General features: G+C 70.3%; 12 protein-coding genes and 1 pseudogene. 3 read left to right on the top strand and 10 right to left on the bottom strand.

Features of this window, described 5'->3' with window-relative positions; all coding sequences use genetic code 11:
• Nucleotides 1–109: 109 nt before the first annotated feature.
• The 3 genes from ACZ6KF_RS33450 to ACZ6KF_RS33440 form a co-directional block, all read right to left on the bottom strand.
• Nucleotides 110–1,117 carry a CU044_5270 family protein gene (locus ACZ6KF_RS33450; protein WP_469177080.1) on the bottom strand — a complete coding sequence of 336 codons (1,008 nt, stop codon included), beginning with the start codon at nucleotides 1,115–1,117 and terminating at the stop codon, nucleotides 110–112.
• Nucleotides 1,114–1,755, bottom strand: a complete 642-nt coding sequence (locus ACZ6KF_RS33445) for an RNA polymerase sigma factor (RefSeq protein ID WP_469241941.1) — start codon at nucleotides 1,753–1,755, stop codon at nucleotides 1,114–1,116. The genes ACZ6KF_RS33450 and ACZ6KF_RS33445 overlap by 4 nt, the downstream gene beginning before the upstream one ends.
• 418 nt (nucleotides 1,756–2,173) lie before the next feature.
• Nucleotides 2,174–2,566, bottom strand: a complete 393-nt coding sequence (locus tag ACZ6KF_RS33440) for a hypothetical protein (RefSeq protein WP_356632722.1) — start codon at nucleotides 2,564–2,566, stop codon at nucleotides 2,174–2,176.
• A gap of 819 nt (nucleotides 2,567–3,385) precedes the next feature.
• Here ACZ6KF_RS33440 and ACZ6KF_RS33435 point away from each other — a divergent pair.
• Complete coding sequence (locus ACZ6KF_RS33435; RefSeq protein ID WP_356632724.1) at nucleotides 3,386–4,132, top strand: DUF5131 family protein; 747 nt, start codon at nucleotides 3,386–3,388, stop codon at nucleotides 4,130–4,132.
• 24 nt (nucleotides 4,133–4,156) lie between these two features.
• Here ACZ6KF_RS33435 and tcmP read toward each other — a convergent pair whose 3' ends face one another.
• The 6 genes and pseudogenes from tcmP to ACZ6KF_RS33405 form a co-directional block, all read right to left on the bottom strand.
• Nucleotides 4,157–5,338, bottom strand: coding sequence for a three-Cys-motif partner protein TcmP (gene tcmP, locus ACZ6KF_RS33430; RefSeq protein WP_356632726.1), 1,182 nt, complete (start codon nucleotides 5,336–5,338; stop codon nucleotides 4,157–4,159).
• 879 nt (nucleotides 5,339–6,217) lie between these two features.
• A complete protein-coding gene (locus ACZ6KF_RS33425; RefSeq protein WP_469241939.1) occupies nucleotides 6,218–7,303 on the bottom strand; it encodes a hypothetical protein in 1,086 nt (361 codons plus the stop codon).
• Between the two features lie 280 nt (nucleotides 7,304–7,583).
• The gene (locus ACZ6KF_RS33420) at nucleotides 7,584–8,204 is read right to left on the bottom strand and encodes a hypothetical protein (RefSeq protein WP_469241937.1); all 621 of its coding nucleotides are present in this window, start codon (nucleotides 8,202–8,204) and stop codon (nucleotides 7,584–7,586) included.
• Between the two features lie 77 nt (nucleotides 8,205–8,281).
• The gene (locus tag ACZ6KF_RS33415) at nucleotides 8,282–9,109 is read right to left on the bottom strand and encodes a glycoside hydrolase domain-containing protein (RefSeq protein WP_356632732.1); all 828 of its coding nucleotides are present in this window, start codon (nucleotides 9,107–9,109) and stop codon (nucleotides 8,282–8,284) included.
• 264 nt (nucleotides 9,110–9,373) lie between these two features.
• Complete coding sequence (locus tag ACZ6KF_RS33410) at nucleotides 9,374–9,958, bottom strand: hypothetical protein (protein WP_469160797.1); 585 nt, start codon at nucleotides 9,956–9,958, stop codon at nucleotides 9,374–9,376.
• Nucleotides 9,959–10,038: 80 nt separating this feature from the next.
• A pseudogene (locus ACZ6KF_RS33405) lies at nucleotides 10,039–10,912 on the bottom strand (IS5 family transposase).
• A gap of 57 nt (nucleotides 10,913–10,969) precedes the next feature.
• On the opposite strand from ACZ6KF_RS33405, the gene ACZ6KF_RS33400 reads away from it, so the two are divergent.
• Nucleotides 10,970–11,479: a DUF1990 domain-containing protein gene (locus ACZ6KF_RS33400; RefSeq protein WP_356637541.1), complete on the top strand. Its 510-nt coding sequence runs from the start codon at nucleotides 10,970–10,972 to the stop codon at nucleotides 11,477–11,479.
• A 78-nt stretch (nucleotides 11,480–11,557) separates the two neighbouring features.
• Here the strand turns inward: ACZ6KF_RS33400 and ACZ6KF_RS33395 are convergent, their stop codons facing one another.
• Entirely contained in the window at nucleotides 11,558–14,176 is a 2,619-nt protein-coding gene (locus tag ACZ6KF_RS33395) for a glycosyltransferase family 1 protein (RefSeq protein WP_469160810.1), read from the bottom strand.
• A 532-nt stretch (nucleotides 14,177–14,708) separates the two neighbouring features.
• Between ACZ6KF_RS33395 and ACZ6KF_RS33390 the strand changes: the two genes are divergently transcribed.
• On the top strand, nucleotides 14,709–15,416 hold a 708-nt coding region (locus ACZ6KF_RS33390), incomplete at its 3' end, for a maltotransferase domain-containing protein (RefSeq protein ID WP_469241935.1).

The raw sequence follows: 15,416 nt of genomic DNA, 5'->3' as shown, positions 1-15,416 counted from the left end.
GAGGGAGCAGCGGGGCCACGCGGTCCCACAGATCATCAGGCACAAGATCATCCGACACCCGCAGAACTCTGCCGCCCGCCAGCCCAACTGCCAAGGCCTGAACCAAAACTCATTCTGAAGGAGTCTGTCCGGCCTGGTTGACGATGCCGCTGTCGATGAGGGCGACGGAACTGACGACCGTGCCGGCCTTCCCCCACGCCGTGTCCTCCACGAGGACCGTGCGCTCGCCCAGCAACCGGGCCGTGCTCTTGTCGAAGATCCACTCAGTCCGTTCGCCATCGTGTGTTCGGGCGACGGCGACCCCGTGCCGGCCTGCCGCGTCCACGGCGCCGGAGACGACGTCGACTCCGGGGATGAGGGCAGCGGCCCGGTAGAGTGCCGCAGACGTATCGGGCGGAGTCACCCCACTACGCAGAAGATCTCCGATCGTGACGAACGCCTCCTGGTCCGGTCCCGTCGTGGAGTCGGAACCAGCTCCGTGATTCTTCTCGGCGTCGTCGCGAATCCTCTTCAACAGAGCATCAGGATCGGTCGGCAGGGCGGCCAGGAAGTAGTAGGTCGGTGAGTTCAGATTGCCTGGGCCCCGAGTGCCCGGCACTAGTGAGTCGCTGCCGCCTTTGCGCTGCAGCGTCCGCTCACTTCCGTCCACCGAGGTCCACTGCTCCATACTCTCGTCCTCGCGCGAGAGTTCCATCGCACCGGTCTCGGTCTCGGACAGCACCGACGTGTGGCCAACCGTCTTGACATACGCGTACTGCCCCACGCGCACCTCGTTCTGCGGCGTCGTAGCGGCGGCCAGAGCCGCCCTCTCGAGCAGCTGGACCGAGGCTGCCGAGGCCGGCGGCACTTCAGACGCAGCGTCCGGAGCATCGGACCAGACACTGAGCACGACGATGGTCGCCCCAGCGGCCACTGCGCCGCCCAGCACCAGCCTCAAACGCCCTCTGGAGTGCCATGCCAGGCGGCGAGAGCGCGATCGCGTCTGCCGGTCGACTTCACTCAAGAAGTGCTCACGGCGAGCTTCCACTCGTCCAGGTGCCGGTTCCGGAAAGGGAGCCGGAGGCAGCACTCGGCTTGCCCGCTCACGCTCGGATTGCTCCCGCTGCTCGAGACTCATCGTGTGCTCCTTCTGCGCGACGCGCGGGCTGTGGTCGCCCCGCTTGGCGATAGGTGTCCGCTGCCGGTCCGCGGTTCCGCACCGTCCGGGTCCGCCTTGAGCTCCTCCTCGACGAGCCTGCGCAGTTTCTCTCTTGCCCGTGAGAGCCGGGAGCGGACGGTGCCGACTGGAATGCCCAATGCCTCAGCGGTCGCGGCGTACCCCAGGTCGGACCAGACGACCAGGGTGAACACCTCGCGTTCGGTCCGCTTCAGACGTTGCAACGCCCGGGCGGCAGCGGCCAGCCGCTGGACGTCGGCCAGCTGCCCGACCACGGCGTCTGCAAAGTCAGGTAACGCTTCGGGCGGCGGCAGCCGGGACATCGCCTCTCGATGCCTGCGTGCCGCCCGTGTGATATTTCGCATCACATTGGTCGCTATGCCCAACAGCCATGCCCGGACGCTTCTGACTTCCCCGCGCAGCTTGTCGCGTAGTCGCCAGGCCTCCAGAAACGTGAGCGACATGACGTCCTCGGCGAGGGCCCAGTCACCCGTCGTCCTGATCGCATGGGCATAGACGACCCGCGCATGCTCGTCGAAGATCTTGGCGAACGCCGCCCGATCGCCAGACCGGACCCGTTCGTGCAATGGTAAGTCCACAGCAACAAGTGTCCACACGACTGCATCGGTTCCACTTCTTGTCCGCCGCAGCCGAACGGCGAGACACGCGACCCATCCCCACAGGCCAATCACTCCTGAGAGAACACCGTCTGGCCCAAGCCAGTGCCAGTTGCTGGACCACGGCATCGCCCACCCCCTGGACGGCGCATGGCGACCCGCACCGGAGGGATGACCGGCAACCTGCTGGCTGAGGCGGGAGCACCGCGCAACGTCGTGGGCCTCCCCGGTGAGGACCACCTCGGCCGCCAGCCGCCGCGGGTTCGCGATGTCGGTGAGCGCGTCTTGGCCGACCTTGACGGGCCGGACCCCAATCAGCCGTCACGGCACGTCGGTACGCATGATGAAAATGCTCCGCCGCCGGAGGGACCTGCACGGGCCCTTTGCGCGGAGGCGGTCGTCAGGTGACGTCCAGGAGGACGGCGGTCACGAACGCCTCCGCCTGGCCTTGCGACCACTTCCCGTATGGCACGCTGGCCTGCGTCAGGGAATGTCGCAGGCAGAGCGCCGCTTCCTTCAGCGGCACGGGATGCCGGTCGCCCTCGTCTGCCGCGTCCTGCAGAGCGTGCCGGGCCACGTACACGGCCGTCTGCGGGTCCACGGAGTGAACCCACTTCAACGCTGCGATCACGTCCGCGTACAGGTCAGTCCCACTCAAGTTGTCCACGCCGAACTGCTGGGCGTAATGGCGCAAGTTGAGGGCCAAGGCGTGGCCGATGGCACCGGTCACACCAGAGGGGAAATCACTCACAATGGGCTCCGAGAACTCAGTGGGATGCGCGCAGTTGTACACGGCGCGGTCCTTCACTGCCCTGTATGCGGGCGTGGCACCCTCGCCTCGGGCGATCGTGCCACCAGCGAGCCCACCCCGGCGAGCCCGTTGTAGGCCATGGGCGCGCCATCGTCGGCGGGCAACCGGCGTAGACGGTGCATCCGACGAGCGGCTTGGCACCTACGGGCCCCGGCGGATCTTCCCGGCCGTGCTGGCCCGCCGGACCCGCCGCTGCGTTGCGGTTCCGCCTCCCCCGCTACGCTGCGCGCCGTCCTCGTGCAGCTGCTTGATGGTTGGGAGAGGGCCACAGCAGCAGCTGACCCGGCTCCGTTGACTGTGCCCACCGCGCCGGTGCAGCGGCGGATCCCGCCGGGTGGCTACCGCCGTGCCATCGAGGAGCACCGCCAGGTCGTCCGGCCGCCGAGGGTGGACCTGGTCATCGCGGAAGTGGTGGAGCGGCAGGCTGCCGCGATGCATGAGCTGAGTTGGCGTGCGTTCCTCGAGCCGGACGGTGCGCTGGCCGTGGTGCAGGCGAGCCGTGCGCAGCGTGGCGTAGGGCTGCGGCGGTCGAGGGCGCGGCCCTGCCCGGGCCCGGGAACGACGCGCGGTCCGGAGAGGCGATGTCTGAGCGGTGGGTGAGGCGGTGTGGGGCCGGTGCCAGGAGGCCGGACGGGCTGTAAGGGCCGCTCGACGGGACGTGTACGGATAACTACCGTGTGAACACATGTTCCATTTGGTGAATGTTCAGGATCGGTTACGAACACCAGCAGTCCCGGTCATCGCTTCCCGCAACGCGGCGGCGGAGGGCATCGTTGGGCAGCACACAGCAGGAGGGGACCAGTGAGCGACCGCAGTGCGATCGAGTGGACCGAAGCGACGTGGAACCCGACCACGGGATGCGACCGTGTGTCGGAGGGCTGCGACAACTGCTACGCGCTGACGCTGGCGAAACGCCTGAAGGCGATGGGCTCGCCGAAGTACCAGACGGATGGTGACCCGCGGACCTCCGGCCCGGGTTTCGGGCTGACGGTCCATCCGGATGCCCTGCGGGTGCCCTACGGGTGGAAGAGCCCGCGCACGGTGTTCGTGAACTCCATGAGCGACCTCTTCCACGCCCGGGTGCCGCTGGACTACGTGCGGCGGGTCTTCGAGGTGATTGCCGACACTCCGCAGCACACCTACCAGGTGCTGACCAAGCGGGCGCGGCGCCTTCGGCAGATCGCCGGCCGTCTGGAGTGGCCCGACAACCTGTGGATGGGGGTGTCGGTGGAGAGCGCGCAGGAGCTCGCGCGCGTGGACGACCTGCGGCAGGTGCCGGCGGCGGTGCGGTTCCTGTCGTGCGAGCCGCTGCTGGGACCGCTGGACGGGCTCGAGCTGTCCGGCATCGACTGGGTGATCGCGGGCGGCGAGTCCGGGCGCGGGCACCGGCCGCTGGACGAGGCCTGGGTCGCGCAGATCCGGGACGTCTGCCAGCAGGCAGGTGTGGCCTTCTTCTTCAAGCAGTGGGGCGGCCGTACGCCGAAGGCCGGCGGCCGCGAGCTGGAGGGACGTACCTGGGACGAGATGCCGCAGCCCGCGACGGTGTAGCACCGCGGACCGCGGGTGACGCGTTCAGGGACGTGCGGGCTGCACGACCAGCGCGCGGGTCTTGTCGCCGCCGACACCTGTGGTGGGTGTCTTGCCCTGGCTGTGCAGGTACTTGACTGCCTTGCGGGCTGCAGGATCGGTGACCTGCCCGAAGTAGTCACCGAACACGGCCAGGGTGTGGTCGACCAGCCGGACCGGGCGCCCCGCGCTCAGCAGTCTCTCCAGGTTGGCGGCTATCGCCGGAACGGCTTCCTTCTCCACGACGGCCGGGTCGGGCCGCAGGACGGAGGCAGCGGAGAACAGGGCGTCGGGGTCCTCCCGGGTTTCCTGCAGTTCCAGGGTCTTCCACCATTCCGCGCGGGCCCGGGCCACGGTGTCGCCGAACACCCACAGCCCGTACTGGCTGCGGGTGGCGAACACCAGCCGGTATACGGCGCGCTTGTGCGGGGCGTGCGAGACCGGCACCGACTGCACGAACATGCCGGTGCGGCTGGCCAGGCGGCGGGCGTACTCGGCTGCTACCGCCTCGATGGCATCCTCCGCGGCGCCGGCCTGGGCGCCGGGGGCCGCCGCCTCGGCGAAGTACTCACGCCACCAGGCGCCCCCGCAGACCTCGTCGAAGCGCCGCAGCGAGGTCTCGTTGCCCTTCGGTGAACGGACGTGCCCGCCCAGCCGCCACACCGCCATCATGCTGAAGTTCATCAGCAACTCGGTCGCCGGCTTCTTGTCCGGCCGCTGCCTGGCCAGCACGTCCACGAGCCGGTCCTGGGGCAGCACCAGCCCGCACGGGTCCAGGAAGAGGAACAGCGGCCTGCCCGCGGCCCGCTGGACGACGCTGTCGAGCACCCCGTCGACCTCACCGCGGTGAGCATGCGCGACGACCCCTTGGCGGCGGTAACCCTCCACGACGTCCTGCAGCCGCTGGAACGACCTGGCCTGCGCCTCGGTGAAGAAGCCCTCCACCGTCACCCCGTGCCGGGCACGGAAGTAGGAGGCGACCCTGAGCGCGAGTTCCGCGGAGGCCGGCTCGCCGTTCTCATAACGGCCCTCGCCCGCGTATCCGTCCAGGTAGACCACCCGCTTGTCATGCGACTGGCCACTCAGCATGCCGCCGAACTGAGCCAGATAGCGCTTCAGCAGGTCATGCTTGAATACGCTGGGCAGTGCTCTGTCTTTCCAGTAATCCCCGCTCGTTCCCGTCGACATGGCCCCCACCTCGTCAGGGTCCGGACAACCGTCTGCTCTGCTGCGAATCGTCAGCCACGTACCGGAGTCCGACAAGAGGCCCGATCCTTCATCCCCCACAGTTCTGGCCCGGTTGCGGTGCTTGAGAGCGCACCGCGCCCGGGCAGGGTTGCAGGGATAACCCGTTGGAGTGAAAGCCCCGCCATGAAATCTGCGGCACCGGTATCGCGCCGGCCAGATCCTGCGGGCCACCGCGTCCAGTCGCGTGGCCTTGCTGCGGATCTCCCTGTCGTGGAGGGCTCTTCGGCGTGGCGTGGCAGGTGCATGCCGGTATGTGGTCCGTCACGGCGTGTACCGGGAAAGGGGAGTTGTGCAGGCAGGGGGCCGTAAGTGGGCAGCCGCTCTGGCTGCCCGCCTGCGCCACCAGGACCGACGAGAAGGCGGCACAGTCCTGCGCTACGTGCCAGGGCGAGGGCCGGCTCGTCCGCGATCAGCGCACCTACAACGTGCGCATCCTCGCGGGCATCAGGGACGGCCAGAAGGTCCGGGGCCACGAGCTCGGCGGCCCCGGCGAGAACGGCGGTGCCCCGGGGTCACCGACTGATCCATCGCGCGGTACCCGACCAGGCCTGAGCGGTTCTCTGCGCTTTCGCGCCATTCCGCTATCCCAGAGGCCGAAGGCCCTCTCCGGACACCCCTGGCCGGGCTGCCGTCAACGCCGGCAACGCTGAGTCTCATCGCCGTCGGCACCGAAGCCATGTGCACCACTTGGGCCCCGGCCGACGGCGTCTGCCGCTGAGGGCCCTTCCCGGTGGTGAGAGTGCTCAGCTCTTTGCCGTTCGTCCCCGGTGCATCAACCGTCAGGCGGTCTTGCCCGTCAGAGGCGCTCGCCCGGTGCTGTCATGCCCGAGCGCGCACCCGGCGGTCGATCGTCACTACGACGGGGTCCCCTTCCTCGTAGTGGGCCGTACTGAGGACTCGGGCGGTCGCGGAGTAGACCTCTGAGGCCATGGCCCAGTCGGCGTAGGCGATCAAATCGTCCTCGCCGCCCGGCTTGCGCAGGGAGGTGTTCGCCGTGTGGTAGAGGGCAAGGAGCATGGCGACCAGCGACCGGCCGGAGAGGACCGCGGCCACACTGCCGTTCTCGCGTTCCTCGAGGGCCGGGGTCCGGAAGTGCGGGTGGCTGCCCACCTGCGCTGCCACGAACTCCCAAGTGTCCCGGTGGCAGACCAGGGTGGCCGACGCGACCCTCCCTGCCCTCATGATCGCCCAGATTCTGCCCTTCCAGGTGAGCGGAGACGGCTCCGTCAACGAGTCGTTAGCGTCCTGCTCGCCGGCCTCCCGCGCCGCGCGGACGACATCGTGGTCCCCGTCTTCGAGGTCACCGGTTCCCGGCGGGGACTGCTCGGCGTCAGGTGACGTCTGATTGGCTTCTTCCCCGTCGGCCGCGGTTACGGGGGCTTCGACAGCCGTGGAGGCTCCGGGCTCTTCCCCTCCGGGCGAGCCGTCCGCGCGCAGATTCGGGTCAGCAGGTTCCACATGCGCTGTCGACTCCTGGTCCGGCGCCTGCCTCTGCGCGGGCAGGATCACGGAATCCGGCCCGGCCTCGGTCCCGACCTGGTCGAGGAACGGGTCGTCCGCCAAGCCAGCAGTCGTCGGCACCCGTGTCGGTGCCGCGGCCTGCAGGGCCTCCAGGATCTTGCCGACATCCTGCCGCAGACCTTCGAGCCCGTCGTGCAGCCGGTCGACGTCTCGGCGCAGGTCGGCCACCGCAGCAACGGCTTCGCTTGCCCGCTTGCCCGCGTTGTAAGCGCTGGTCCGCGTCTCGTGTTGCGACGATTTCACGTCGGCGAGGGCGGTGTCGCGTAGCCCTGCGATCTCGGTGGTCAACGCGGCTCGAAGATCCCGTTCCAGGTCGTTGACCCTGGTGCCCAGGCCGTCGATCGATCTCTTCGTCTCGTTCTTCGCGTCGATCACGATCGTCACGATGTCGTCCCTGCGCGGCAAGAAAGCCCTCCCGGTACGCGCGTAATCAAGTAACTGCACTGCGTAGTCTGGCCGGGTGGCAGCCGCACGTATGCCGCTTCCTGAACTTGGCTTGATCCAACCCGCCACGGGCCGATCAGCATCGGCCGAACCGGCGGGGCGGCACACCGCCCTCCCCCTGGGCGTCCGGTGCCCGCTTCTCCCGTCGTGCCGCGCAAGGTGAGGCCGAAGGCCCGGGAACGCGCCACTTCGGATCGACTGAACTGGTGACCCTGCCCACTCAGGACGTGCGCGCCCGCACCGATGCGCCGTCCAGGGAGTCGAGGAGCTGACCGAAGGCGATCTCCTCACCTTCGTAGCCGAAGGTCATGGCGGCGGCGAGGGCCTCCCACCGGTCGGTGCTGCGCCCGCAGTGGTCCAGCAGGATTCTCAGGGCGACCTCGGGTTCGTGGCCGGCGAGGACCTCATCGGCGGGGATCTGGCGCAGGTGCTCCAGGGTGCGGTAGCGGGACTTCACGACGGCGCGGTTAACCTCGGAGCGGGAGAGGATCTCACCGGTCGCGGGGGAGTCGAGCCAGGACTGCAGGACGGCCGCAGGATCGGGGTGCTTGCCGAGTTCGTCGTCGTTCACCAGCCGCACCACCCCGTCGTCCTCGTCTTCGGGCACCGGAGCGGCGGCCGACGCGGCCAAGAACCAGTCGGGCCCGCCGGCCTTCTCGGCAATCCGGGCCAGTGCTGCCGGATGCAGCCCGCGCAGGACGTCCGCGACGGCGACGTGCGGAGTGTGCGGGTTGGCGGCGAGGGTGACCAGGGCCTGGACCCGGCGGTGCTCGTAGTGGCGTTCCAGGAGCCGGGCCGGGCGGTCGCGGTCCGGATCGGCGTTGTCGAGGACGCGGATCAAAGGCCGGCTCGGCGTGGGGGGACACCGAACATCCGACGCCTACGAGCCGGGAGCCGAGGTCCGCACGGACATGCTGCCTATCCGATGATGGCGACTGGGGCGTCCCAGGCGTTGCGGTCGACGGTGATGGTGTGGCCGCCGCGGGTCTCCTTGCTGTTGGCCATGTACTGGTGGCCGCGGCTGTGGTCGGTGTACAGCTGGGGGTCCCAGGGCCAGTCGGCGGTGGTGGTGTTCCTCTTGTTCCACAGCGCGTACCAGAGGTTGCCCGGCAGATCCGTCCGGTTGGCGGCGGTGGCGACGGCCTTGGCGCTGGAGTCGGCGAAGCCGTACAACCCGGCGCGGTAGGTCTTGGCCCGCAGGGTCCTGGTGAAGGAGCGCACGTACGTCAGGGTGGCGTCGTTGCACATCTTGTTCGTGATGTCGTACGACTCCATGTTGAGGTAGATCGGGCTGCCCGGCTTCATGCCGAGTGCGGCGGCCTTGGCGACGGCGTCGTTGGCGTTGCTGGCCCCGACGGCGGCGGCCGTGGAGGCGGTGAACCGCTCGGGGTTCCTGCTCGCCTGGCAGGGCGGCTGGGCGCCGACGTAGAGCGGGATCAGCTTCCAGCCCGCGGCGTTGACCGACTTCACCCACGAGGCGGTGAGGTTGGGCTGCGCGCAGCCGCGGTTCTTGCCGCCGATGTAGACCGCCGCCGCGCCGTAGAAGCCGGTGTTCCACGCCTTCATCGCCGCCAGGGAGGGCGCCGTGCAGGCGTCGAACGCCCGCCCTGTGTACGTCTTCTGCGCCGGCCAGCTCGGCGCGGCCAGGGAAGTCTGCGCCGCGATCCCGGCGCCGGCGACGACGACGACACCCGTCGCGGCCCACGCGATGTAGCGGTTTCTCTTGGACAGCCGGTGACCGGACATCTTCCCACCCCATTCAGATCGCAGCCTGTGGCCAACATGTGCTGGCGACCGCAGCCAGGTGGCACACCAGAGGGTGTGGACGCACCCTCAGCGAAGGCAACGCGATCAGCTCCGACAGTTGATGCCCGCACCCTATCCAAGATCTACTGGTGGCCAGAGAATCGATCAACCGACGGGCAGTTCGGCCCGGCCCAGGGCCCTCCTGTCGCCTGCCGGAACCTTCTAAGGGAAGCAGCGGGGCGCAGTGTGAGAAGCCGCTAGCTGTTAAGGGTGTTCAGGGCTGGCGGCGAGGCGGCTGGTGAGCAGGTCATCGTTGAGCGTCTTTCGAGCGGCATCGACGAACCCGTAGACAGCTTCCGAGACTTTGTTCCGGTAGTCGCAGAGCCCTTCGTAGTCCTCGAAGTCGTAGAAGTCCTCCATCGGCCACAGGAAGGGGGAGAGGACGGCCTCAATGACCTGGGTCGGGTGGAGCATTGCTTCGGGGCCTTCCACCCGGACCCGGGTGTAGAGAGTCGCGAACTCCTTGAGTCTTTCTTCTATCTGCTGGACGACGGTCGGGTACTGGGCACTGTCGCGCGCTTCCATGCATCCGATCGCCCGCTCTAGCAGCTGCTGGACCTCGGCGGCGAGGGTCAGTAGGGCGGTGTACGCCTGCGCCCGGGGTTCATGACGCTGGTTTAGGTACTCGAGGCGGAGCTGCCATTGTGCCTGTGCCAGTTGGGCCTGGACCTGGATCCGTGCCTGCTGTTCCGCCTTCCGGCCGGTGATGTAGGCCGACGCGGTGGCACCGATCACCCCCACCGCTGCGCCGATGACACCACCCAGAAGTCCCGCAAGCCCCGCATCCATGGCCAGGAGTCTGCCGGACCTTGTCCGCCCCTGTCTGACGTTCTTGTGCCGCCGCCTGGGGCGTGTTGTGAAAGTGCTGGTCACAGCCACTCGTTGATGGCTGCGACCAGCACGGTTGCCTCGTAGCGGACGTCGAGTTTGTCGTACCGCGTGGCGGCGGCCCGGTGGCGCTTGAGCCGGTTGATCCCGCACTCGACCGCGTGCCGCTGTTTGTAGTCGTCCTTGTCGAACGTCGGCGGTCGCCCGCCACGCGATCCGCGCTTGAGCCGGTTGCGGACACGGTCTGCCGGGACCGGGATCGTGGCCTTGATCCCACGTCTGTGCAGGTAGGAGCGGTTGCTGCGAGAGTCGTACGCCTTGTCGGCGCGCACCCGGTCCGGCCGCTTGCGCGGCCTGCCACGTCCCAGCCTCGGCACCCGGATGGCTTCCAGGACCGCTTCGAACTGCGGGGAATCGCCCCGCTGCCCGGCCGTGATCACGACGGACAAGGGCTTCTGGCCTTGCTCGACCGCGAGGTGGATCTTGCTGGTCAGTCCGCCGCGGGATCGTCCGAGGCCGTGGTCGGCCGGCTCGACGAAGACGCCGCCGGGCGGTTCCTTCTGGAGGTCCCCCTTTTCGCCGCTCCGGCGGCGTGCTGATGGGCCCGGCAGACGGTGCAGTCGACGTTCACGTCCCAGGTGATCAGGCCTTTCGCATCGGCCTCGGCCTGGAGCTGGGTGAGGATCCTCGCCCAGGTGCCGTCCCGCTGCCAGCGGCGGAACAGGTCGCAGACCCGGTCCCAGGGCCCGTAGCATTCCGGCACGTCACGCCAGGGGCACCGGTCCGGGTCCGCCACCGTATGCCGTCTATCAGCTGCCGCCGCGTCCACACCTGCGGACGACCTGGCTTGATGCCCTGCGGCAGCAGCGGCTCAAGCCGGGCCCCCTGGCCATTCGTCAGATCACCACGTCCCACGACATGTGATCATCGACGAACAAGATCCACTTCCGCAACAGGCCCTAGTCTTGCGCCATGTCGTTCACCTACGAGGACGTCGGCGCCACCCGCGAGGCCGGCTTCTGTCCGCCCGGGTTCCACTCCCTGCACGTCCGCAGCCGCATCGGGGAGGGGCAGGACGTCTTCCGCCGGGCCGCGGACGCGGTGCGCACCTGGGAGATGCACCGCGCGGTCGGCGTCGGCATCGAGGCGAGCGCCGACCGGGCCGCCCCGGGCGTCGACGTCACCGTCACCCTCGCCGGCGTCGTCAAGGCGCCGTGCCGGGTGGTGTGGACGGTCGACGAACACCGCCGCGCCGGCTGGGCGTACGGCACCCTGCCCGGCCACCCGGAGTGCGGCGAGGAGGCATTCCTGGTCGACCGCACCGGCGACGGCACCGTGTGGCTGACCGTTACCGCCTTCAGCCGCCCCGCCCGCTGGTACGCCCGCGCGGGCGGGGCGGCGACCCGCGGCCTCCAGCACGCCTACGCCCGCCGCTGCGGGAAGGTGCTGCGCGAGCTGTGCGAACGCGAGCCGAACGGCTGACCGGCCGACGGGCCGGCCGACCGGCCCTGCCACCGCACCGGTGGCAGGGCGCCCGCCGCCGGGCGCCCGCCGCCGGCGTCACCGCATGAGCACCCCCGCCGCCTCCACCAGCTCCTGCGACGGCACCGCGACCAGCCCCAGCTCCGCGTTGGACGCCAGCAGACGGTGTGCGGGCAGGATGCGGACCGTGTAGCCGTAGGGTCCGGTGCGGTCCAGGGTGAGCGGGCCCTCGTACACCCAGCGTCCCTCCACGTCGGAGCCGCCCGCCGGTTTCAGCGGGACGGCGCCGGCGTCCGCGATGCGGTCCTCGGCGTCCACCCGGCCGGACACCGCCTGGACCTCCACGTCGTCGGGACCGAGGCCGCCGAGGCCGACGCGGACCCGCAGGGTGAGGGTGGCGCCCAGCTCGGCGGTGGCCGTGGCGGCGGAGGTCTCGACGTGGTCGACGGTGACGTGGGGCCAGGCGGAGCGCACCCGGTGCTTCCACCCGGCGAGTTCGCGCGCGGCGTCCGGGTCCATCGAGCGGTGGGCGAGCGCCGCGGGGGCGTACAGCCGCTCGACGTACTCGCGCACCATGCGGCCCGCCAGCACCTTGGGGCCGAGCAGGGTGAGGGTCTGGCGGACCATCTCGATCCACCGGTCCGGCAGGCCGCCGGGGCCGCGCTCGTAGAAGCGCGGGGTGACCCGCTGTTCGAGCAGGTCGTAGAGGGCGGCGGCCTCGATGTCGTCGCGGCGGTCCGGGTCGGTGCCCGCGCCGTCGGCGGTCGGGACGGCCCAGCCGAAGTCGGGCTGGAACCACTCGTCCCACCAGCCGTCCAGCACCGACAGGTTGAGGCAGCCGTTGAGCGCCGCCTTCATCCCGCTGGTGCCGCACGCCTCCAGGGGACGCAGCGGGTTGTTGAGCCAGATGTCGCAGCCGGGGTAGAGCTTCTGCGCCATGCCCATGCCGTAGTCGGGCAGGAACACGATCCGGTGCCGCACCCGCGGGTCGTCGGCGAACCGGACGAGTTCCTGGATGAGCCGCTTGCCGCCGTCGTCGGCCGGGTGGGCCTTGCCGGCCACGACGATCTGCACCGGCCGCTCGGGGTGCAGCAGCAGGTCCGTCAGCCGGTCCCGGTCGCGCAGCATCAGCGTCAGCCGCTTGTACGAGGGGACACGCCGCGCGAATCCGATGGTGAGGACGTCCGGGTCCAGCACCCCGTCGATCCAGCCCAGCTCGGCCGTGCCGGCGCCGCGCTGCCGCCAGGAGACCCGCAGCCGCTCCCGCACCTCCGCCACGAGTTGTTCGCGCAGGGTCCGGCGCAGCTCCCAGATGTCCTGGTCGGGGATGTCGGCCACCGCGTCCCACCGGCCGGAGCCGGCGCCCGCGAAGGCGTCCTCGGTGCGCTGGGCGCCGATCTGCCGGGCGCCCAGCCGGAACACCTCGGGGGCGATCCAGGTCGGTGCGTGCACCCCGTTGGTGACGGAGGTGATCGGCACCTCGTCGGGGTCGAACCCGGGCCACAGTCCGGAGAACATCTCCCGGCTGACGTTGCCGTGCAGCAGCGAGACGCCGTTGGCGCGCTGGGCGAGGCGCAGTCCCATCACGGCCATGTTGAACAGGCCCGGCTCGCCGCCCGGGTAGCTCTCCACGCCGAGCCGCAGGATGCGCTCGACGTCGATGCGGGGCAGTTCGGCGTCGGGGCCGAAGTGCCGGGCGACCAGCTCGCGGTCGAAGCGGTCGATGCCGGCCGGCACCGGGGTGTGCGTGGTGAAGACGGTCCCGGCCCGCACCGCCTCGAGGGCCGGGTCGAAGTCCAGCCCTCGGTCGCACAGCTCGGCGATGCGCTCCAGGCCCAGGAAGCCGGCGTGTCCCTCGTTGGTGTGGAACACCTCGGGCTCGGCGTGCCCGGTGAGCCGGCAGTACGTGCGCACCGCCCGCACGCCCCCTATGCCGAGCAGCATCTCCTGGAGCAGCCGGTGCTCGCTGCCGCCGCCGTAGAGGCGGTCGGTGACGCCGCGCTCGCCGAGGTCGTTCTCCTCGACGTCCGAGTCGAGCAGCAGCAGCGGGACGCGGCCGACCTGGGCCAGCCAGATCCGCGCGTGCAGCGCCTTGCCGCCGGGCAGGGCGAGGGTGACCCGGGCGGGGGTGTCGTCGGCCTCCTTCAGCAGGGCGAGGGGCAGCTCGTTGGGGTCGAGGACGGGGTAGTGCTCCTGCTGCCAGCCGTCGCGGGAGAGGGTCTGGCGGAAGTAGCCGTGCCGGTAGAGCAGGCCGACGCCGATCAGCGGCACGCCGAGGTCGCTGGCGGCCTTCAGATGGTCGCCGGCGAGGATGCCGAGGCCACCGCTGTACTGGGGCAGGGCGGCGGTGATGCCGAACTCGGGCGAGAAGTAGGCGACGGCGGCGGGCAGTTCGCCGGCCTGGCCCTGATACCAGCGGTCGCCGGTCGCATAGTCGTGCAGATCGTCGGCCACGGTGGTCAGCCGGCGCAGGAAACGGCGGTCGCCGGCCAGCTCGGCCAGCCGCTCGGGCGGGACGGTGCCCAGCAGCCGTACCGGGTCACCGCCCGAGGCGGCCCACCGCTCCGGATCGACGGACTGGAACAGGTCGCGCGTCTCCGTGTGCCAGGACCAGCGCAGGTTGCGCGCCAGGTCGCTCAGCGGCCGGAGGGGTTCGGGGAGGACAGGCCGGACGGTGAATCGACGGATCGCCTTCACATTCCACCTCGTCAGCGTGCGGAGGAGGACGCACGGCGGTGTGCGTCCCGTCGTGTATCGACGGTAGTGGTTACCGCACGGTCGGTGGGGGCGCACCGGGGTGGCCGCGCCGGGCGGACCCGGCATCCGGTGGAGAGCGGATGCACGGTCTCCGCCGCATTGCCCACCCCGGTGCCACCGCGTGCGCCCCCTTACGGGGCGGTAATCGGCCAGACTTGGGGCGCCGTCATGAACGGTGGCGGGCGGGGCACCCGGTTCACCGAAGGAACTTCCGCAAGTAGCGCCGTGGTAGCGGCGCATTACCGGACAGGTCGTGACGGTGGGCGAATATCGGCCGTGTTGCGTCGTTGCCCCGCCGCCCCGAACGGGGCGGGGCTTGTGCGCGGACATACGCGTGAGTAGTTAACACAGGGCCGGATTGCCCACCCGAAGGGGGTGGGAAGGCTCCTGCGGAAGCCCCCACAGGCCCATCAGGCACGACCCACCTCCCACAGCCATCCGCCCACCCACGTTGAAGCGGACAGGAGCGGTGATGCCCGCCAAGCACCACTCGTCAGCACCTCCGACGACCAGCACCACCCGTACGACTCCCGGCAGGGAGGACATCCGGGCGACCGGAGGCACCGGGGCCACGGCCGTCGGGCGCATACCCGTCCTCGACGTGCGCCCGATCGTGCAGCACGGACGCCGGCCCGCGAAGGCCGTGACCGGCGAGACCTTCGAGATCTCGGCGACCGTCTTCCGCGAGGGACACGACGCGGTCGCCGCCAACGTCGTGCTCCGCGATCCGCAGGGCCGCCCCGGCCCGTGGACGCCGATGCGCGAACTGGCGCCCGGCACCGACCGCTGGGGCGCCACCGTCACCGCCGGGGAGCCCGGCCTGTGGACGTACAGCGTGGAGGCGTGGGGCGATCCCGTCGCCACCTGGCGGCACCACGCGCAGATCAAGATCCCCGCGGGGATGGACACCGCCCTGGTCCTGGAGGAGGGCGCCCGGCTGTACGAGCGGGCCGCCGAACAGGCCCCGGACACCGGGCGGGCCGTGCTCCTCGCCGCCGTCGACGCGCTGCGGGACGGCGCCCGCCCCGCGGCCTCCCGGCTGGCCGCCGCCCTGGCGCCGGAGGTGACGGCCGTCCTCGACCGTCATCCGGTGCGGGAGTTGGTGACCGCGTCGGAGCCGTTGCCGCTGCTGGTGGAGCGGGAGCGGGCGCTGTTCGGGTCGTGGTACGAGTTCTTCCCC

Source organism: Streptomyces sp. NPDC046379, from assembly GCF_055587785.1.
The sequence above is the reverse complement of the archived record's forward strand: the minus strand, read 5'-3'. Positions and strand labels throughout refer to the sequence as shown.